At 68.3% G+C, this 19989-nt stretch carries 18 protein-coding genes and 1 tRNA gene; 8 read left to right on the top strand and 11 right to left on the bottom strand.

Annotated elements, in window-relative coordinates; all coding sequences use genetic code 11:
- Positions 1 to 24: 24 nt before the first annotated feature.
- The 6 genes from DDQ68_RS03070 to DDQ68_RS03045 form a co-directional block, all read right to left on the bottom strand.
- Entirely contained in the window at positions 25 to 246 is a 222-nt protein-coding gene (locus DDQ68_RS03070; RefSeq protein WP_109654726.1) for a hypothetical protein, read from the bottom strand.
- A 9-nt stretch (positions 247 to 255) separates the two neighbouring features.
- Complete coding sequence (locus tag DDQ68_RS03065; protein WP_109654724.1) at positions 256 to 1710, bottom strand: BON domain-containing protein; 1455 nt, start codon at positions 1708 to 1710, stop codon at positions 256 to 258.
- A gap of 207 nt (positions 1711 to 1917) precedes the next feature.
- Positions 1918 to 2358 (bottom strand): hypothetical protein, encoded by a 441-nt coding sequence (locus DDQ68_RS03060; RefSeq protein ID WP_162549776.1) that lies wholly within the window; start codon positions 2356 to 2358, stop codon positions 1918 to 1920.
- A 431-nt stretch (positions 2359 to 2789) separates the two neighbouring features.
- Positions 2790 to 4283 (bottom strand): L,D-transpeptidase family protein, encoded by a 1494-nt coding sequence (locus tag DDQ68_RS03055; protein ID WP_162549775.1) that lies wholly within the window; start codon positions 4281 to 4283, stop codon positions 2790 to 2792.
- A 13-nt stretch (positions 4284 to 4296) separates the two neighbouring features.
- On the bottom strand, positions 4297 to 4773 hold the full coding sequence (locus DDQ68_RS03050) for a BLUF domain-containing protein (RefSeq protein ID WP_162549774.1): 477 nt from the start codon (positions 4771 to 4773) through the stop codon (positions 4297 to 4299).
- Between the two features lie 42 nt (positions 4774 to 4815).
- Positions 4816 to 5802 carry an NAD(P)-dependent oxidoreductase gene (locus DDQ68_RS03045; RefSeq protein WP_109654716.1) on the bottom strand — a complete coding sequence of 329 codons (987 nt, stop codon included), beginning with the start codon at positions 5800 to 5802 and terminating at the stop codon, positions 4816 to 4818.
- A 184-nt stretch (positions 5803 to 5986) separates the two neighbouring features.
- Here DDQ68_RS03045 and DDQ68_RS03040 point away from each other — a divergent pair, with 184 nt between their 5' ends.
- Complete coding sequence (locus tag DDQ68_RS03040; RefSeq protein ID WP_109654714.1) at positions 5987 to 6808, top strand: universal stress protein; 822 nt, start codon at positions 5987 to 5989, stop codon at positions 6806 to 6808.
- Between the two features lie 174 nt (positions 6809 to 6982).
- Here DDQ68_RS03040 and DDQ68_RS03035 read toward each other — a convergent pair.
- From DDQ68_RS03035 to DDQ68_RS03020, 4 genes are all read right to left on the bottom strand, one after another.
- Positions 6983 to 7055, bottom strand: a tRNA-Thr gene (locus DDQ68_RS03035).
- Positions 7056 to 7120: 65 nt separating this feature from the next.
- Positions 7121 to 7444, bottom strand: a complete 324-nt coding sequence (locus tag DDQ68_RS03030) for a glyoxalase superfamily protein (RefSeq protein WP_245897412.1) — start codon at positions 7442 to 7444, stop codon at positions 7121 to 7123.
- A gap of 287 nt (positions 7445 to 7731) precedes the next feature.
- Entirely contained in the window at positions 7732 to 10152 is a 2421-nt protein-coding gene (locus tag DDQ68_RS03025) for a DUF349 domain-containing protein (RefSeq protein ID WP_109654710.1), read from the bottom strand.
- 100 nt (positions 10153 to 10252) lie between these two features.
- Positions 10253 to 10810, bottom strand: coding sequence for a YqgE/AlgH family protein (locus DDQ68_RS03020; RefSeq protein WP_109654708.1), 558 nt, complete (start codon positions 10808 to 10810; stop codon positions 10253 to 10255).
- Positions 10811 to 11074: 264 nt separating this feature from the next.
- Between DDQ68_RS03020 and pdxH the strand changes: the two genes are divergently transcribed.
- The 7 genes from pdxH to DDQ68_RS02985 all read left to right on the top strand — a co-directional run bounded on the left by pdxH (position 11075) and on the right by DDQ68_RS02985 (position 19512).
- Positions 11075 to 11728, top strand: a complete 654-nt coding sequence (pdxH, locus tag DDQ68_RS03015; protein WP_109654706.1) for a pyridoxamine 5'-phosphate oxidase — start codon at positions 11075 to 11077, stop codon at positions 11726 to 11728.
- Positions 11729 to 12035: 307 nt separating this feature from the next.
- Positions 12036 to 13394, top strand: a complete 1359-nt coding sequence (locus tag DDQ68_RS03010; protein WP_109654704.1) for a DUF1015 domain-containing protein — start codon at positions 12036 to 12038, stop codon at positions 13392 to 13394.
- Between the two features lie 13 nt (positions 13395 to 13407).
- Positions 13408 to 13848, top strand: coding sequence for a hypothetical protein (locus tag DDQ68_RS22455; protein ID WP_162549773.1), 441 nt, complete (start codon positions 13408 to 13410; stop codon positions 13846 to 13848).
- Positions 13849 to 13910: 62 nt separating this feature from the next.
- Positions 13911 to 15170, top strand: a complete 1260-nt coding sequence (locus DDQ68_RS03000; protein ID WP_162549772.1) for a hypothetical protein — start codon at positions 13911 to 13913, stop codon at positions 15168 to 15170.
- Positions 15171 to 15246: 76 nt separating this feature from the next.
- Complete coding sequence (locus tag DDQ68_RS02995) at positions 15247 to 15837, top strand: Maf family nucleotide pyrophosphatase (RefSeq protein WP_109654698.1); 591 nt, start codon at positions 15247 to 15249, stop codon at positions 15835 to 15837.
- A gap of 27 nt (positions 15838 to 15864) precedes the next feature.
- The gene (locus DDQ68_RS02990; protein WP_109654697.1) at positions 15865 to 17628 is read left to right on the top strand and encodes a hypothetical protein; all 1764 of its coding nucleotides are present in this window, start codon (positions 15865 to 15867) and stop codon (positions 17626 to 17628) included.
- 111 nt (positions 17629 to 17739) lie between these two features.
- Entirely contained in the window at positions 17740 to 19512 is a 1773-nt protein-coding gene (locus DDQ68_RS02985) for a hypothetical protein (protein ID WP_162549771.1), read from the top strand.
- Between the two features lie 28 nt (positions 19513 to 19540).
- Here DDQ68_RS02985 and DDQ68_RS02980 read toward each other — a convergent pair whose 3' ends face one another.
- Positions 19541 to 19972, bottom strand: a complete 432-nt coding sequence (locus DDQ68_RS02980) for an EamA family transporter (protein ID WP_109654693.1) — start codon at positions 19970 to 19972, stop codon at positions 19541 to 19543.
- Positions 19973 to 19989 lie beyond the last annotated feature (17 nt).

Genomic DNA, 19989 nt, shown 5'->3' with positions numbered 1-19989 from the left:
GCGGGGGAGTTGAGTGAGCTGAACTTAAGCCGCTGGCCGTGCCCCGGCCAGGGAGAAAACAAGGTTGGCCGGCGGTGCTTCGGCCAGAAAACCTGGCGGGGAGTACTCAGCCTCCCAGCCGTCGGGCGACATGGTGGCATCGGCTTCCTGGGCAATGCGCAGGGCGGCCGGGCTCACCCGGCCGGGGTCGTGGCGGCTGGCCGCCCGTGGCGGGCCAGCCGCGCTGGTGCGGGGAAAAGAGCGCATGGTGCTGGCCTATAGCCCACTATCGGTTGAGAGCAGCAAGTCGTTGTCCACCACCAGGGCCCCGGCTTCGTAGGCGTCGAAGGCGGCCTGCTCGCGGTCGAGCCAGGTATCGACGGTGCCCGTGAGGGTGGCGCGGCCGTTTTCCACCAGCACCACCACGTCCTGGTTGTGCAGGCTGGCCGACCAGAAAAACAGTGTGCGGATGCGCCCGGCCAGAGTAGAATCGGCGTTGGGGTAGGCCGCCGGGCGCAGCGCGCCGGGGTACCAGGCGGCGGGCGGGCCGGCAAAGCCGGTGCTGCCCAGCACGCGCACACTATTCTCCACTTCGGCCACGCCGCTTACGCCGCCGGCCACCCCGGCGGCCTGGGCCTGCTCGAAGTGGCTGTTCACCAGCCCGTCGAGGTGGGCGCGGCCATTGGCTACCCGCACCCGGAAATCGAAGACGCTCACGTAGGGGTCGCGCGCCAGCGCGTTGAGGATGGCCTGGCGCACCGCCACATCGGGCGTGAACCAGCGGGTGCGCACCTTCAGCAGGTTGTGCACGCTCCACACGCCCACCACGTGGCGGGCATCGCACTCGGCGCTTTGCTTGGCGCGCAGGCTGCTCACCTGCCCGGTCAGCGTAACGACCCCGTTATGAACCACTACCACCGGCTGGTACGAGAGCACGCGCGGGTCGTAGCGGAAAGTGTCGCGCACGGCCTGCGCAATGTCCTCGTCGCTGCGCTGCGCAAATTTCTCGCGCCGCAGCTCGCCACTGATGGCCCAGTAGGCTACGAACAGGTCGCGGGCATCGACGCGGATGGCGCCGGCCTGGTAGGCCACGGCCACCACCTGCGCCCGCTCGGCGGCGGTGCCCACCGTGCCGCTCAGGTGCACCACCTGGTCGTTGGTACGCACCACTAGCTCGTTGCTGAACACGCGGATGTCCCATGCCAGCAGCTCGCGAATTTGGGTGCTGATTTCCTCATCCGAGTTCTGGATTTCGCCCCAGCGGATGGTCAACTCATCGGCGATGAGGCGGCGCACGCCGCGCACGCCCCGCAGCACGCGCAGCACCAGATGCTGCTCGGCCCGCGACTGCACCACGCCCACGGGCGTCACCACGCCCTCGGCCACGCGGCAGGCCACGTTGTAGTCGGTGGTAGCGGGGTCGTCGTTCAGGGCCTGGGTCACGGCGCGGTATAGTTCGTCGTTGGGCAGGTCGGGGGTGCTGATGACTAACTCATTGACTACCCCACGCACGCCGCGCACGGCCAGGGCGATTTCCTCGGCCCGCTCGCTGGCCAACAGGTTGTCAGTGATGCCGGTCAGCTGCACGATGCCGTCGTGGGTGGCCACGTCAATCAGGTGCGCGGGCAAGCCCTTATTGGTCAGGAAAAACAGCTCGATGGCGGCCATGATGTCGGCGTCCGACAGGTGCTCGGCCGTAATGGGCGGCGCGAAGGTTTCCAGGATTTGCATGGGAAAAGGAACAAGGGCTGGCCACTGCCCGGCCGGGGTGAGGAACTGAGCAGGCTACAAATCTCCGCCCCACTACTTCACAACGCCCTGATGATTACTTCCTTATTAACTGACATTTATCAGGTAGCCGCCCGGGGGCAGCCCTTGGCCAGCCGGCGGCGCAGCCAGCGCACGGGCAAACGCGGCGTAAAAAGCTCCTCCCCCCCGCTATTTGGGGCGGGGTATTTTCCGGCCGTTGGCCGTTAGCGTCACGGTGCGGCTGATGGCGGTTTCGCAGGTAGCCATCTCGTAGGTGAGGCCCCCGGTGCGGGCATTGGTTACCTCGATGGCGCGGCAGAACGTGCGGGTGGGGTAATACGTGGCCAGGGTGTGCTTGATTGGCGGCGAGAGCGCACTGAGCACCATGTCCTGGCCCGTGGCCTCCACATCGCCGTTGCTGCTGAACCGCACCAGCCGGCGGATCTGGCCCTGGGTGTAGCTGGCCTGGTACCAGTCGTCAAACCTTCGCCAGCTCACCTGCCGGGCCTGCGGATACTGCCGAAACATCACCCCAAAGGCCAGCGGCGGCACATCTGCCGCTGCCATGGCCTGCGCGTGCACTGCCTGGCCCGGCACCCAGGCCAACCAGAATAGACAGGGGATTTTCATGGCTGCCCAGGCACGGGGCTTGCGCCGCGCCGCCGGTTGGCCCAGGGGCCCTATTTCCGGTGCCGGCGCTACCACGGCTGGGGTGTTGGCACGGGCGCAGAACTCCCCGCTGGGGCCAGCGACCGCCGGACCAACGCAGCGGCGACTATTTTAAGGAGAAAAAGCATCGTGGAAGGAAGAAAACAGGCCATCCAAAAGTAGGTGCGCCCACCCCCGCCTTTTATGACAAAATTCATCCTCTGAGGATGAGCTTCGTTAGGTACCACCGCGGCTCAGGTACTGGCCGGCTGCTGGGCATTGGCCAGGAACCCTTGCGGGTTGCCAGCAGGCTTTGGGTATTGAACTCAGTTGAAAAAGCACCAAGGCGCTATTCGTGAGTGAATTATATCGACTCCCAAAGCCGCGGTCCGCAGGGCTTTACTGGATGCGGGTTACGACTTCGGGCCGAATAATCCCCGGCGTATTACTTCGTCGCGGTGGTAGGGGTCGGCCAGAAAGCGCAGGTGGCCGCCCTCAGCCGTGCAGGTGGCGTAGCGCACGAACAGCGGCATGGGGCGGCGCAGCTGCACCTCGCGGGGGCGGGGCTGGCGGGCGCACGCGGCCTCGCTGGGCAGCTGCGCCGGCTGGCCGCCGCGCCGCAGCAGGTAGGCGGCCAGCTCGAAGGGGCCTTCCAGGCGAATGCAGCCGTGGCTCAGGGCGCGGTAGGGCTGCGCAAACACCTGGCGCTCAGGCGTATCGTGCAGGTACACCGCGTACGGATTAGCGAAGCGGAACACGATGTTGCCCAGTGCGTTATCGCAGCCGGCCGACTGGCGAATAGTGTAGGGAAAGTTCCGGGCCGTGACCCGCGCCCAATCAACGCTACGCGGGTCGATTAGGTGGTCCTGGCCGTTGTAGAGGGCGTAATTGCCTTGGGCCAGGTAGCCGGCATTGCGCTTGAGCCGGGGCAGCATTTCGCGGGTGGCAATGGAGCGGGGCACGTGCCAGTCGGGGGCCAGCGTGAAGCGGTCGATGGCGCTGCTGAGGGTAGGCGTGGGCGTAGTGGGCTTGCCCACCACCACCCGGTGGCGGCGCAGCACCGAGTCGTGGGCCACCACCAGCAGCTCGCAGGCCGCGATGTTAATCAGCACGTAATCAGGCGTGGGCGGCAGCGCATCCCAGCGCCAGCGCTCCAGGTTGGCGGCCACCTGTTCGTAGCGGGCCTGGTGCTGCGCCGCCGAATCCGGGGCGCTGGGCAGCGCAAGCCACTGCGCCAGGGCCTGCTGCAGCTGGCGGTACTCGCGGTTGGCGGGCTGGCCGGCCAGCATGGCGGCGGGCACCGCATCGTTGACTAACCCCGCCCGCAGGAGCGCCGCCGGCTGGCCGGTCGGCCCAGCGGCCCGCTCCCGCGCCGACGCGGCGTACCGCCGCAGCCGCCCGCGGCCAAGGTCGCGCATGAAGCGCAGCACAGCATCGGTCAGGTACACTTCGAAGCGGGCCAGCTGGCGGGCGCGCCGGGCGGGTAGGCCGGGCTGGGCGAGCGAGTCGCGCAGGGCCCCCAGGAGAGCCCGGCCGTAGTCGGCGGCGTTCAGGCCGTGGGTGGGGGCCCCGGCCAGCAGCGCCAGGGCGGCCGGGGCATCGGAGCCAAGGCTGTCGGCAGCGAGCCAGGCAGGTGCGGGGGCAGGACCGTAGAAGGCCCGCACGTCGGCCCCGGCCTGCAAGCCCAGGCGCTCATCGGCGCGGCGGGCGCTGCCGGCCGCCGTAGTATCCAGCAGCGCCCGCACCAGGGAATCTACCGGGTTGGCAGCTTGGGTTTTGGCGGCGGCACCCCGTGCCGACGGCAGCCCCGGCGGCAGCCCCGGCGGCGTGGGCGCTGAGCTGCACTGCGTGGCCAGCAGCACAGCCGCGCCACAGCTAAGCCTGCGGGTGTCAGCAAAGAAGGACAAGGCGGGGGCAGGACTAAAAGTGGCGGGTGGGACGGCTATCCAACGGGTGCGCCAAGTCGGTTTCGGCGGCGTCCTGGACCACGAAGGCTTCGAGCAAGGCCAGCAGCTGGAAGCGGGGGTACGGCCGGTGGACTAGGCCAAGGCCATCGGGCGGGGCCTCGCCCAACAGGGCCCGCAGGTCGGCGGGGCGGGCCACGCGGCAGCCCATCGTCCAGCCGGCAAAGCTCCGCTGGGCACAGAACCCCTCGCCCAACACCTGGCAGTGAAAGTGCCGCGCATCGGAAAGGATAACGTGGTAGTAGAGGTGGCGCACGGCAGTTTGGGGCCCTTCCAGCACCTGCAGAAACCGGCCCTCGGGGGTGTGCAGCAGCACGCCCGAGATGCCGTTGGCTTGGTTGTGGGCCCGGCCCCGGTGCAGCAGGGTGGCCAGCTCGGGCGCGCCGAAGGCGCCCAGCGCCTGGCTTTGGTAAATGAGGTGATAGAGGTCCACGAAAAAAAATTGCAGAAGAGAGATGGAGGAGACGGGCCGCGCCTACAGCTCGTGGGCGGCCGGTTGGCCCTGGCCCCAGGCATCAAAGGCGGCCACGGCGGCGGCGGCAAGGCTGGCCAGCGCCTCGCGGGTGAGGTAGCCCTGGTGCGCGGTCATGAGCACGTTATCGTAGGTGAGCAGCTTGGCAAACGTGGCGTCGCGCAGCGGGTCGCGGGTGTGGTCGGCAAAAAACAGGCCCTGCTCGCCCTCGTACACATCAAGGCCCAGGTAGCCGAGCTGGCCGCTGGCCAATGCGCGCAGGGCAGCTGCGGTATCGAGCACGCCGCCGCGGCCGGTGTTGAGCAGCACCGCGCCGGGCTTCAGCTGGCCCAGTAGCTCGTCGCCAAACAGGTGCTGGGTTGCGGCAGTAAGGGGCGTGTGCAGGCTGACGATGTCGGCCTGGGCGCAGAGGGTGGGCAGGTCCACGTACTCCAGGCCGTAGCGCTGGCGCAGCGCATCGTCGGGGCGCAGGTCTTGGCCCAGCAGCCGGCAGCCAAAACCGTGCAAAATACCCGCCAGCACCGCCCCGATGTGCCCCACCCCCACGATGCCCACCGTCTTGCCGCGCAGCTCGAAGCCGATGAGCTTATCGAGGCGGAAGTCGTTAGCCCGCAGCTGCTGGTCGGCCCGGCGCAGGTGGCGGGCCAGGGCCAGCAGCAGGGCCACGGCGTGCTCGGCAATGGCGTGGGGCGAGTAGTCGGGCACGTGGGCCATGCGCAGGCCCAGCCGGTGGGCGGCGGGCAGGTCTACCTGGTCGGTGCCGGCGGCGCGCACCAGCACGTAGCGCACGCCGTGCGCCCAGAGCTGCGCCAGCACCGGGGCCGACAGGTCGTCGCTTCCAAACACGCTGACGGCCGCCGCGCCTTGCGCCAGCGGCACAGTCTGGTCGGTGAGGCACTGCGCGTAGTACTGCACCGCGTGCCGGCCCGCGTTGGCCTGGTCCAGAAAGGGCTGCTCGAAGGCCAGCGCGCTGAAAACGGTTACGTTCATAGTCAAAAAAACAAAATCTGATTGATCAACGGGTAGCATTCCCCTGAATACTGCTGCAAGGTTCCGGCCCCGACCAGGCCGACCCCATGATAAAAATCAGCCGCGGGGCTGACGTTTGGTAGCCCCGGCGGCGGCCCGCGCCCGGTTCTTTACGGGCAGGTTTCACCCCCCTCCTGCCCTGGCCATGGCGCTCTCGCTGCTCGTACTCACCAATTTCTTTCAACCCGCCGACCACGCCCTAGCCTACGCCGACGCGCTAGCCAGGGCCCTTGGCGCGCGCCTCGTGCTGCTGCATGTGCGCCGCGATTCCTTGCTCGACCCCGAGCACCTCAGCGGCCGCGTCGATACCCTGAACCAGGAAACCATCAACCTTGCCCTGGCCAGCCTGACCCAGCGGCTGGCCGCGCCCGCCACGGCCGAAATGGCCCACGGCCAGATGGCCGAGGCCGTGGCCGCCGCCCTGGCACGCCACCAGCCCGCGCTGGTGGTGCTCGGCCGCCGCGACACCGATAACACGCCCGAAGAGTTAGTTTCGACCGCTGCGCTCGACATCCTGCGCGCCGCGCCACAGCCCATGCTGGTGGTGCCCATGGGCGCCGCGCCCACCGTGCCGCACCGCCTGCTGCTGGCCCTCGACGCCGAGCCCTTCAGCCTGGGGCCCCACGCGGACCTGGTGCGGCACCTCTTCAGCGCGCTGCCCGCCGCGCTCACCGTGTTACACGTGGCCCCCGACCAGGGCAGCGCCGCCACCGGCACGGCCGCCGCCGTCGAGGCACTGGAACGCACCGGGCTGGCCCTGGACCTGAGCGGCGGGCTGGCTTCCCGCACCCTAGTGCACGCCTCGCCGGCGGGCGGCATCCTGGAAGTAGCTGCCACCGGCGAATTCGATGCAGTGGTGCTAGTGGCGCGACCACGCAGCTTTTTAGGCGCGCTGTTTCACCGCAGCGTGACAGCGCACGTGCTGCTGCACAGCTCATTACCGGTACTGGTACTGCCGACAGCGTAGGCATTGGGCGGGCAACACCGCCCAACCTGTTTCAAAAACATTTCCCAGTTCCACCCGGCATAGGGCGTAAGGCAGCCCTCATGCCAAACCAAACGCAAAAAACCCGGAAAACCCGGAAAACCCCTTCTGCGACGCGAGAAGGGCCTTTTCGGGCTGTCCGGTAATCTAAGTATGAGCCTCCTGTCGGACTCGAACCAACGACCCTCTGATTACAAGTCAGAAGCTCTACCAACTGAGCTAAGGAGGCGAGACGATGGGGCAAAAGTACGTTTGGTTAGCCATTTTGCCAAACACGGCGCTAAGCAAAAAAGGTTACGCGTACAGGCTAGCGGGCTCGCAGAACACAATGCGGTTGCCAAACGAGTCGGTTACAGTCATTTCCAGCACCCGTTCGCTCCACGCGGCACGGGCCAGCACGGGGGCGGCAAACAGGGGGGGCTGGCGCAGCAAGTTGCAGTGAAAGGCTGGCAGGCCTTTCACCTCGGCCCGGCCCAGGCTGCTTAGGGCCCCGTCGGTGGGGTGGCCGCAGAGGTGCAGCACCACGTCGGCCCGCGCCACTTGCAGGTACACGGGGGGCCCGATGAGCCGGTCGGCCCAGTTGGTGCAAAAGCCCAGCCACTCGACGTAAAAAGCCAGGGCCTGGGCATAATCAAGGATGCGGAAAACGGGCGTTACCGTGCGGAGGCGAGAGAAATTGCCGCGGAGCGCATTGCCAGGCCCCTAATTAATTAGCCAAAAACAAACACGCATTGACTGCTTACTAAAAATTTGCTGATCAGAAAATAAGCCAATAGCTAGCCGCTAAAAGCTAATGGCTGCTTACCTAAAATACGGCAAGCGCACGCCGCGCTGAAGCAATAACGCCGCCGGCGGGCGGCACCGGGGTGCGCCCGCCGGCGGCGTGGCCGGCTGGTAGCGGGTGCTTAGGCGCGCACCGTTTTCAGCTGTTTTTTGAGCACGTCGATGCGCTTTTGGCCTTCGGCCATGCGGCCTTCGTACTCCTCGCGCAGTTGGGCCGCGTTTTTGGAGCGGGCGAAGAACGCCAGGTTGGTTTGCAGCGTGGCGTGGTCGTTTTCCAGCTCGTTGATTTCCTTACGCAGGGCCATTTCCTTGCGCGTAAGCTGCTGCTGCGCCTGGGGCCGCGCCTTGAGGCGGGCCACTTCGGCCTGAAACAAGAGCTCGGAGCGCTCGGCGTAGCTCAGGCCGGGCACGGCGGCCAGGTACTGGCCCAGCAGCCCGAGCAGCTGCTCCTCGCTGCGGTCACCAGTGCCGGTGGCGTCGAAGGCCTGCGACCAGTCGGCCAGCACGGCGCGGAAGCCCTCCAGCGAGCCGGGGTTTTCGTCGCCGAGGGCCCCCACTTGCTGGGCCACCTGGTCAAGGTAAGCCAGCTGCTCGCCCGAGGAGGCGGTGGCCTTCTCTTCGCGCTGGCGGGCCTCGTGCTTGGGCCGGTCAAACACGGCGTCGCAGGCGTTGCGGAAGCGGTGCCAGAGCTTGTCGGCCAGCTTGTCGGGCACGCGGCCCACGTCCTTCCACTCTTTCTGGATGCGCATGACGACGGCACGGGCGGCCTCGGCATCTGGATTGTTCTGGGCTTCCTCAGCCTGATCGATGAGGACCTGCTTGGCCTTCACGTTGGCCGATTTTTCGTTGTCGAGCGACTTAAAGAAGTCGTTCTTGCGGTTGAAGAATGCCTTGTAGGCGGCCCAGTACTGCTTGTTAAGGGCGTCGGCCTGGGCGCGGGGCACGAGACCGGCGGCTTCCCACTCAGCCTTGATTTCCTGCAGCTCGTCGGTTTTCGAGCGCCACAGGTTCACGCGGTCCGTGTCGAACTCGGCGAAGGGCTGGATGCGCTCCAGCAGGGCCTTTTTCACCACTAGGTTGGCTTTCTCCTGAGTCGAGCGGCCGTCGGAAAACTCCTTGCGGCGCTGGTGCAGGGCGTCGGAGGCGGCAATAAAGCGCTGCCACAGCGGCTCGCGCTGGTCGTTGGGCACGGGCCCGATATTCTTCCAGTCCTCGTGCAGTTTGGTCAGCTCGTCGAGGGCCTTGTTGATACCGGTGAGGGCCATCAGGCCTTCGGCGCGCTTGATGAGGTTTTCCTTGGCCTCCTGGTTGCGGCGGCGGTCCAGGTCCTTCATCTCCAAGAAGCGGCCCTGCTTGCTGTAGTAGATATCAAGCAGGCCGTGGTAGGTATCCCAGATGGGCTGGCTGTCGGTTTGGGGCACCGGGCCGGTGGATTTCCACTCGCCTTGCAGCGCCTTGAGCTTGGCCGAGCTGTCCTTGGTTTCGGCGGCTTCCACCAGCTGGCGGAGCTGGTCGAGGAGCTGCTGCTTCTTGGCCAGGTTATCGCCGCGGCTGGCGTCTTCGGCCTTGGCGTTTTTGGCGCGGCCCTCGCGGAATTCTTGCAACGCCCTGTTCAATTCCATCTGGCCCTCGGGCTGCTGGAAGGCAAAGGCTTCGGCATCGGCCCCGCCTTCGGCAAATTTCTGGCGGGCGGCCGAGCGGGCGTGGCCCACGTTGGCCTCGTACTGGCGCACAAGGTCGAGCACGGTTTTGCGGTTGCGCTGGGCATTGGGGCCCCGCAGCTCCTGCACCAGGTACTGGGCCTGGGCGGGCAGGTCGAGGGCCGTGAAGTCGGGGGACTCCAGGGCCACCGGCGCGGCGGGCACTTCCGCGGCGGGTTCGGCCGTGGGGGCCCCTTCGGCCGCTGACAATGCGTGAGCTTCTTCGGCTTCGGCAGCGTTGGCTTCGGATTGCGCGCCTACGGCGGGCACTTCCGGCAGCGACAGCGCGTCAGGGTCGGCGGGGGCGTCGCCCAGGGGCGTTCCCGACGAAGTAGGCAGCGTGGCCACGCCCTCGGGGGCGTCGAGCAACTCCTCGGCGTTGTGCAAATCCACGGTGGGCAGCGGGGCAATTTCCTCCACGGTGTGGCCGTGGGGGGCCTCAGCTTCAGCCGCCGGGGCGGCAGCCTCAGCCGCTGAGGCCTCAGCAGCAGCGGTGGCCTCCGCTTCCGGGGCCCCGGCCTCCGACTCCGTGGCGGGCAGGGCCGATGCATCGGGCGCGGGGGCGGCGTCGCCGTAGTGGGCCACGGCGCGGGCCTGCGGAGCCGATACGTCGGCGCCGTCCACCGTCACGGGGTCGGGCACGTGGTGGGCGGTTTCGGCGGCGGCGACGGCTTCGGGCGTGCCGGGCTCCGGAGCGACGCTAGAAGCGGGCTCCGGAGCCGGGGCGGCGTCGTTTTGGGCCTGAATTTCAGCCAGGCGGCGTTCGAGAATACTCATGCGGTCCTCGCCCCCGGGCTGGGGGCCGCCCGACTGCGGGGCCTGGGGGGTTTGTTCGGTTGACATACGCAACGGCGGAAAGACCGGTCCACAACGCGGGACCGGGTGGGGGGAGCTAATGGGAGCGGTTGAAAGCGGGTGGTACGGGACGCGAAAGTACGGCGGCTCAGTTTAAGCGTGGGTCAACCGGGTAGTTGGCCCAGGCCTGGAAGCGTCCGCCCTTCTCCCGCAAAATCTCCCGCCAGAACGCATCCGTTGCCAAAGTAAACACTTTCCCGGCGCTTGCCGGGTGCGTGACCCAGCTGCGGGCCTGCCGCTCGGCGGCCAGCTGCCCGGGGCCCCAGCCCGCGTAGCCCACAAACAGGCGCACGTCGGCCGCTGCCAGGGCCCCGGTACCGAGCAGCTCCAGCAGCACCGCAAACTCGCCGCCCCAGTACACACCGTCGCCCAGTGCGGCGGCCCCGGGCACGTCGGGGCGGCGGTGCAGGTAGTGCAGCGTGTCGGGCTCCACGGGCCCCCCGGCGAAGAGCGGCAGCGCGGCGGCGGGCCCGGCCAACCCCAGCGGCAGGGTCAGCACATCACTGAGCAGCAGCTCAGTAGGGCGATTCAGCACGAGCCCGAAGGTACCGCTGGCGGGCGCGTCGCGGCACACCAGCACCACGCTGCGCTCGAAGTTGGGGTCGCCCAGGAAGGGCTGCGAGATGAGGAGCGTGCCGGGGATCATTTCAATTAACAGTTAACATTTATCGTTTAACAGGGTATTAGTCGCGCGCGGGGCCCCAGCGCCCGGACCGGTGGCCGTAGGGCCCCGGCCGGCCATAGTACCTTGCGCCCGCTTTTACGGCGCAACTGGCTGCCGGGCTAAGAATCAACCGCCGGCGGGGTAGCCAGGTTCCGCCGCAGGGGCGGCCGCGGTGGGGCCCAACTGCTGGCGGGGGCCCGCGCGCCCTGCGCTTTATTAAATGACAAATATTAACTGTTAACTAACATGACCGACCAAGAGCTTGCCGACCTGCGCCAATCGTACACCCAGCGCACCCTGGCCGAGGCCGATGTCCAGCCCGACGCCGTGCGCCAGTTCCGCACCTGGCTCGACGAGGCCGTGGCCGCCCGCCTCGACGAGCCCAGCGCCCTCACCCTGAGCACCGTGGACGCGGCCACCGGCCAGCCCAGCGCCCGCGTGGTGCTGCTCAAGGGCCTGCCCGACGACGCTGGCTTTTTGTTTTACACCAACTACAACTCGCGCAAGGGCCGCGAACTGGCCGGCCAGCCGCTGGCCGCCATCAGCTTTTTCTGGCCCGGCCTGGAGCGCCAGGTGCGCGTGGAGGGCCGCATAGAAAAAGCGCCGGAAAGCATGTCGACCGCCTACTTCCAGAGCCGCCCACGCAGCAGCCAGCTCGGGGCCTGGGCCTCGCCCCAAAGCCAGGTCATCGGCAGCCGCGAAGCCTTAGAGGCCCGCGAGCAGGCCGTGGAGGCCGAATTTACCGGCCAGGACCCGCTGCCGCGCCCGCCGCACTGGGGCGGCTACATCCTGCGCCCGCACCGCATCGAGTTCTGGCAGGGCCGCCCCAGCCGCCTGCACGACCGCCTGGTGTACGACCTCGTGGACGGGGCCTGGAAAATCTCGCGCCTGGCCCCGTGAATTCATTTATACTCGTCGCGAAGTAATTTGCGAAAAAGCAGTAGGGTGCGGGGGTTGCCCCCGCCCGCCGTTGCGCGAACCGCGCGCCAATTGTGCAACGACGGGCGGGGGCAAGCCCCGGACTCTACTGCGCGATGAGTACAGCAACTATCATTTATCATTTAACAAGCGCTTGGCAAGCAGCTGTATTTGGGGGTGGGCTCGTGGTTGATTAATCCGGTTTTGCTTCCCGAAGCCGTTGCTCCGGCGGCCGCCGAATGGTGAACGTTGCGTGTTAAATGATAACTGTTAACTGAAATGAATTCCATTGGCTGAAATCCAACCCTTGCGCGGCTGGCGCTACGCCCCGGCCCTAGGCGCCGACATTGGCAATTACGCGTCGCCGCTATTTGACGTGGTATCGGCCCGGCAGCGGGCGGCGCTCTACCACAACCCACTCAACTCCATTCACTTGGCCGTACCGCAGGGCGACGACCCGGCCGGCGCGGCCCTGGCCACGCTGCGGCGCTGGGAAGCCGAGGGCGTGCTCCGGCAGGACGCGCTGCCCGGCATCTACGCCTACTACCAGTACTTCCGGCTACCGGGCAGCGCCCGCGAATACTGCCGCAAGGGCTTCATGTGCCACATCCGGGCCTACGACTGGGCCGAGGGCGTGGTGCTGCGCCACGAAAACACGCTGCCCGCCAGCGTGCACGACCGCACCGCCCTGCTGGCCCGCACCGAGTTCCAGACCAGCGCCACCCACGGGCTGTACCGCGACGACGCCTTCGAACTGGAAACCTACCTCGACGAGGCCATGCAATCGCCCCTCTACCAAACCGAGGACGACTACCAGGGCGCCCGCGACGTGCTGGCCGTGGTGCAGGACGCGGCCGTGATTCGGCGGTTTCAGGCGGTGCTGGCCGGGCGTGAGGTGATTCTGGCCGACGGCCACCACCGCTACGAGGGCTCACTGGCCCACCGCCACGCCCGCCAGGCCCAGGCCGGGCCCGCCGCCACCGGCCGCGAGCCCTGGAACTACCACCTCATGTACCTCACCAACGCGGCCAGCGACGACCTGCGCATCCTGCCCACCCACCGCCTGCTGCTGGAACTGCCCGGGGGCCCCGGCGGCGGCGCGCTGACCAACGCCGAGTTTCTGGCCCGCCTGGGGCCCTACTTCACGGTGCTGCCGCTGGAGGAAGCCACGGACTTACCCGAGGTAATTGCCGGTAAGCGCTGGGCCTTCGGGCTGTACTTAGGCGGGCAGGCCTACAAAATCCGCCTGCGGCCGGAAGCGCACGCGCAACTGGACTGGGACACGACGGCCGAGGTGAAAGGCCTGGACCTCACGGTGCTGCATTTCTTCGTGCTGGAGAAAACCCTGGGCTTGCGGGGCCCCAACGCGCAACGCGCCTGGCCGGGCGCGGCCTACGTGCGCAGCTTCGCTGAGTGCCTCCAACGGGTGGACCGCGGCGAGGCCCGCGCCGCGCTCATCGTGAACGAGGTGACGATGGCCGAGGTGGAGGCCGTGTGCCACTCCGGGGCTGTGATGCCGGCCAAGTCCACCTTCTTCTACCCCAAAACCCTGGCCGGCTTCCTCTTCAGCAGCATCGCCGACGAGGAGGCCGGCAACGCGTTCGACCAGTATTTCCAGGGCCCCGCGGCCGGCGCGGGGCCCGCGTAGGCCCGCCACCAGTATGCGCTTTTTGCTGCTCTTGTTGTTGGCCGGCGCGGGGCTGGTGGGACTGCACCTGGTGCTGCTCTACGGATTCGTGCCCTACGGGGCCCTAGCCACAGCGCTGGACGCGGCCAATGCCGCCGCCGGGCGGGCCTCTGCCCCCTGGCCCGCCCATCCCCTGGCCCACAACGCCTGGGACTACGCCTGGCTGCGCGGGGTGGCCTTCGGGCTGCTGGCCGCAGGGGCCTTAGGACTGGGCTTTTGGCGCAAGGCCGCGGGCCACGAGAGACAGCGCCTGGCCCGCGACGCGCGCCGGGCTGGGCGGGCGCTGGCGGCGGGCTGGCGGCGGCAGAACCCAACCACCCAGTGGACCGCCGGGGCCCTATTGCTAGCCGTGGCCGCCTTGCGCACGTATTTGCTGGGCAGGTACCGTTCAACCCCGACGAGTTCGTCACGGTAGATTACTTCGTGGCGCCGGGCCCGGCCGTGGCAGCGGGCTTTTACCTACTACCCAACAATCACGTGCTTCACAGCCTGTTGGTGTGGCCGTTGCTGCACTGGTCACCGGTGGGCACCCCCGACTTGCTGGCGCGCCTGCCCGTGTTTGGGCTGGGGCTGGTGGGGCTGGTGGGGGGGGTTGTGGCGCTAGCACACCTTACCACGTGGCGCGTGGCGGCGCTGGCTACGCTACTCTTCCAGTTTTCGCCCATGAGCTTAGAATACGCCGTCACAGCCCGCGGCTATGGGCCTCAGGTCTTGTGCGTGCAGGCGGCGTGGCTGGCCGCACTGGTGCTGCTGCGGGGCCCCGCCGGCCACCGACTTGCCTGGGCAGTGTGGATGGGGGCCAGCGTGGCGGGCTTTTACCTAATCCCGACATTTCTCTACCCTTTCGCCGGTTCAATGGTGCCGCTGGTGGTGCTAGGCAGGGGCCGCGCTGGGGCCCGGCTGCGTTGCCAGGCGCTGGTGGCTGGCGCGGGCGTGGCCGCTTTGGTGGCGCTACTCTATTTGCCCGTGGGTTGGCTCACGGGCTGGCCACTGCTGCTGAACAACCCCTTCGTGGCACGCATGCCTCCTGCCTTTTTCTGGCAGCGTCTCCTGCCCTATTACGTGCCCATCACCGTGACGCTACTTTACGGCCGGGCGGTGCTGGTGTGGCCGCTGCTCGGGCTACTGGCCATGGGGCCCGCCGCGGTGGCGCGCTGGGCCCCGCCCGCATGGCGGCCGGCGGCGTGGCTGGCGTGGGCGGGTACGGTAGCCCCCGTGCCCTTGCTGCTGGCGCAGGGGGTAATGCCGCCCGGCCGCACCTTGTACCATACCGTATGGCCGGCCTTGGTGCTGGCCGGCCTAGCGCTGGAGGCAGTAACACGCCGGTGGCAGGGCCCGGGGCGAACCGCCTGGGCCCTGGCGGGTGCCCTAGGCCTAGGCCACGCCGGGTTTCGTGTGGCCCAGCAAGTGCGAACGCAAGCGGCGGCGCGGCGCGATGACCAAAGCTACCAGCAAGCCTCCGAGTGGCTCATCGCCCGCCGCCCACGGCGTGTGCTCATCGATGTACCTGGCTACGCCTTGTACCTGGCGCACCAAGCCTGGCTACAGCACCGCCCGCCGCCCGCCATGCAAGGCCCAGAAACACGGCCCAGTGTCCGCACCGGGAGCTACGACTACTTAGTGCTCAGCCGCGGTGAGGCGCCGCCAGCCTGGTTAACGCCCAACCATTACCGCGCTGAGCTCTGCACTGGCCCGCTGTGCGTGTACCAGCGCTTGGATGCTATGCCACGCCCCTAAGCAGCGCGGCGCGTAGTTTTGCCGCTTCGCGCTGCCGCTGTTTTATTTTTACTTTGGAGCCGTTTTTATTGCTGCCATGCGCCTGATTTTAGCGTCTAACTCGCCCCGCCGCCGCCAACTGCTGACCGACCTGGGCCTGGCCTACGAAATTCGCCTGCACGACGTGGACGAGGACTTTCCGCCCCACCTGCAGCGGGCCGAAGTAGCCGAGTACCTGGCCGCCCACAAAGCCGCCGCCTACGCCGCCGGCCTGGCCCCCGACGAGCTGGTCATCACCGCCGACACCATCGTGTGCCTGGGGGACGACGTGCTGAACAAGCCCGCCAATGCGGCCGAGGCCGCCGCTATGCTCACGCGCCTGCAAGGGCGGGCCCACGACGTGTTCACGGGCGTGTGCCTGCGGGCCGGCGACGGCCGGCAAGTGGTGTTTTCGGACCAGACCACCGTGCACTTCCGCCCCCTGAGTCCGGCCGAAATCGACTTCTACATCGCCCATTATCAGCCCTTTGACAAAGCCGGGGCCTACGGGGCCCAGGACTGGGTGGGCATGGTGGGCGTGACGCGCCTCGAGGGGTCGTACTTCAACGTGATGGGCCTGCCCGTGCACCGGGTGTGGGCCGAACTGGCGCGACTGGGGGCCCTGCCGGCCGGCCTCCCCGGCGCGTAGCGGCCGTTCACTGATTCTTTTCGCCTCATGCGCTTTTTCGTACTCCTGGGCACCGGGTGCCTGCTGGCGGCCAGCGCCTTACTGATGGCCATTTACGGGACCACGCCCTACGCCGCCGTGGCGCGGTTGGGGCAGGTGCCGTACTACGAGGTGGTGCCCAACGGCCCCATTCGCCTGGTGCTGGCCCTCACGCCCGAACGCTACGCCGCTTACCGCACCGGCGGATGGGCGCTGGTGGGCGCCGCCCTGCTGGGGGCCCTGGCGCTGCTGCGGCACGCCGCGTACCGCCGCGAGCTGCGCCGCCTGGGCCAGGAAGCCCGCCGGGCCGGGGCCGCGCTGCGGCGCACGGTGGGCCGGCTCTCGGGCGCCGAGCGGGCCGGGGCGGGGGCCCTGTGGCTGGGGCTGGGGCTCACCTGGGGGGCGTGGCTACTGCTTGACCCGCCCAGCCCAGACGAAATTGCGTCCTACGATTCGTTTGTGCGCGAGGGCGCGGTGGCCGTTACCAGCTTCTACCCAATGCCCAACAACCACGTGGGCTACAACCTATTGGCCTGGGTACTGGAGCAGCTACTACCGGGCCAGGCGCGGCTCGTGATGCGGCTGCCGTCGCTGCTGGCGGCCCTGGCGGGCACGGCGCTGAGCTACGCGCTGCTCACGCATTTTCGCAACTTCCGGACCGCCACCCTGGCCGTGGCTTTGTTCGGCTTCACCAAAGTGGCCATCATTTACGCCGCCGCCGGCCGCGGGTACTATGTGCAGCTGGGGTGCGTGCAACTGGCTTTTTTTGCGGCGGTGGGCCTGGCCAGCGGGCCCCGCTACCGGCGGCTGGGATGGGCGGTGTTCGTGGGCAGCAGCGTGGCGGGGCTCTACGTAATCCCCACCTTCGCCGCGCCCCTGGCCGCGCTGGGGGCCGTGCTGGCCGTAGGGGCCCTGGCCCGCCCGCCGGCCCTGCGCCACCGGCTTTGGGGGCAGCTGGTGGCCGCCGGCGTGGTGGTGGTGGCTACCGTGGCGGTGCTTTACGCGCCGGTGGGATGCGTGTCGGGGTGGGGCCTGCTGCTGGCCAACCGCTACGTGGTGGCACAGCCACTGGCCACTTTTTGGGCCCTGGGGCCCGCCATTTTGTACGAAACCGCGGGCATGCTATTGGGCCCGGTGCGGCTGGGGCTGCTGCTGAGCGCGGCGCTGGTGGCGCTGGTGCCGCTGGCGCTGCGGCGCGGGGCCCCGGCGCAGTGGCCGGCCCGGGCCCGGTGGCTGGCATGGGCCAGCTGGGCGCTGCTGGTGGTACCGGTGGCGCTGGCCCTGGCGCAGCGCGTATTTGTACCCGCCCGGGCGCTGATGTACGCCACTTTCTTTTTATACTTACTGGCCGCGTTGGGGGCTGACTGGGCCGCCACCCGGTGGCGGGGCCACTGGGCAGCGTGGGCCCCGCTGGCGTTGCTGGTAGGGTTGCTCGCCTTTCGGGGGTGGGAGCTTTACGACCAGGTACCGACGCTGCGCACCAGCCGCGCCGACGACCTGGCCGTGGCCAGCGCCTACCGCTGGCTGCGGGCCCAGCCCCCCGGCCCCGCAGTGGTGGGCGCCCCCTACCACGAGCTCATGTTTGACCACTACGCTTTGCTGAACGGCACCCCCCGCCTGCTACACCCCCGGCCCGTGGCGGGCGTACGCTACCCCTACCTGGTGTGGCCCCAGGGCCCCACCCCCCGCCCCGCTTGGTCGCTGGCCCTGCCCTACCGGGCGGCGTACCAAGACGCGCTCGTCGTTATTTACGTCCTGCCGCCGGCGCGATAAGGGCCGGTTTTGTGGGCCCAGGGCGGGACGACACGTTTTTTTTGCTTGTTTTTTACGTTGACTTTGCCTTCCGCTCCTTCTACCGTACCCGGCAATGCCCGCTTTTTTGCAGTGCTCCTGCTGGGCGCCCTGGCCCTTTGCGCCACCTACGCAGCGCTGGTGCTCAACCAAGCCACCTACGCCGACGTGCGGGCCCTGGGCCGCATTACGTTTCACAACGGATTTTACGATTACCTGCCCGTGCGGGTAACGGCGGCCGAATTTGCGCTGGCCCAGCACGTCGCCCTAGCCGGAGCGGGCGCCCTGGCACTGGCCGCCGCCGTGGTGGGCGCGGGCCAGGCCGGGCGGCTGCAGCTGGGGGCCCTGGGCACCGAAACCCGGGCGGCCCTGGCGGGCGCGTGGCGGGTGCTTACCGCCTTGCCGCCGGCTCAGCGCTGGGCGGCGGGGCTGAGCCTGGTGCTGCTCCTGGGGGCGCGCATTTTCTTCGGAATCACAAAATCCTACCATTCGGAAGAAGTAGCGACCTACGACTTTTTTATTCGCCCGGGGCTGTTGGCGGTGAGCAGCTACTACCCCATTCCCAACAACCACGTGCTGCCTAATACGCTGAGCTGGTTATTTTACCAAGTGAACCCCAACGTGTGGTTTACGCTGCGGCTGCCGGTACTACTCACCACCACGGTAGGCACGGTGGCGCTGTTTGCGGGGCTGGTGCGGTTTGGCACATTCCGGGCGGCGCTGATGGCCCTCACCCTGTTTGCGTGGCTCCAGCTGAGCATGTACAACGCCGTGGCCGGGCGCGGCTACTGGCTGCTGATAACGCTGGCGGGCGTCCATTTTTTCGCGCTAGTAGCGCTGCTGGCCCGGCCCGGGGGCCCGCGCGTGGCCTGGGCCGCGCTGCTCATCAGCGGCATTTTGGGCTGCTATACGGTGCCCTCGTTTGCCTACGTGGTGGCCTCGGCCAGCAGCTACCTGGGGCTGGTATTTCTGGGGCGGCGCGACTGGGTGCGGCTGGGGCACGCGGTGGCCGTGGGGGCGGGCATCGGGGCCGGGGCGGCGCTGCTGTACGCACCGCTGCTGCTGCTCTCGGGCTGGCGCCTGCTGCTGGCCAACGGCTACGTGGCGACGCTGCCGTGGGCGGATTTCGTGCGGGCATTTCCAGCCTTCGCGTGGTTCACGGAGGGCACGTTGGCCGGGCAGCGCACGGTGGGGGCCCTGGCGTTCGGGGCCGGGCTCGGGGCCTTCGGGTGGCTGCTGCGGGCCGGGGGGCGGGCCCAGGCGGGGGCCGCCCTGGCGCCCGATCTGCGGGCGGCGGTGCGCCGCCTGGGCCTGCCCGCGCTGTGGTTTGTGCTGCTGCCCTACGCCCTACTGGCGGTGCAGCGGGTGCTGCCACCCGAACGGGTGCTACTCTACAAAGCGCTGTATTTCTTCGTGTTGGTAGGGCTCGTGGTCGATGCAGTGCTGCGGGCCCGCCCGGGGCCCTGGGGGCCCCGGCTGGCGGGGCTGGGCATGGCGCTGTTCGTGGGCTACCAGGCGTACACCATGCAGTTTTTGGTGAACGGCAACCGCCAGTACATCGAGGCCATCTGGCGGGCGTTCGACTGGCTGGCCACCCAGCCACCGGGCCGCGTACTGGTGGGCGTCAACGAGTCGTCGCTGCACTTTCTGTTCCTGGCCCACTACCGCACGCCCGGCCGCCGCTGGCAGTTCGACACCAGCGCCCAGCCCGGCGTGCGCTACCGCTACGTGGTAGTACCGCCCGACTACCAGGGCCCCTACCGCCCGCCCCTGCCCGCCCGCCCCGCTTACCACGACGGCGTAGACGAAATCTACGCGCTGCCCGCCCCGGGCCAACCCATCGGCCACGACCCGCTATTCGACTAAAAGGCCCGTTGGCCAGCCCCCTGGCCCGCTAGTGCCCGCGCGCCAGCAGCGCAATGCCCACTACCACCAGCACCAGGCCGCCCGCCTGCGGCCAGCTCAGGCCCTCGCGCAGCACCACTAGCCCCAGCACGGCCGTGAACAGCACCGAGCCACCCACAATCACGGGCGTGCCCACGGAGGCCGGCACCCCGCGCCGGAACACCACGAACGTCAGGATTTCGGCCAGCCCCACGCCCAGGCCGGCCAGCACCGCCAGCCCCAGGCCCTTGCCGCTCACGGGCAGCGGCTGCCCTTGCAGCTTGAGGCGCAGCAGCCACGCGCCGCCCAGGGCCGCGGCCACCAGTTGCAGCACCACAGCCCCCACGGCCGGCGGCAGATGCTCAGCGGCCAGCTTAATGAAGAAGTTGTAAAGCGCCAGGCATAGAGCCGTGAGCAAGGCAAGGGGCAGCCAGTTGGGCATATATTAATAGATTTACA

It is taken from the genome of Hymenobacter nivis (genome assembly GCF_003149515.1).
Taxonomy (GTDB): Bacteria; Bacteroidota; Bacteroidia; order Cytophagales; family Hymenobacteraceae; genus Hymenobacter; species Hymenobacter nivis.
This window is presented reverse-complemented; position numbering and strand designations above follow the sequence as displayed.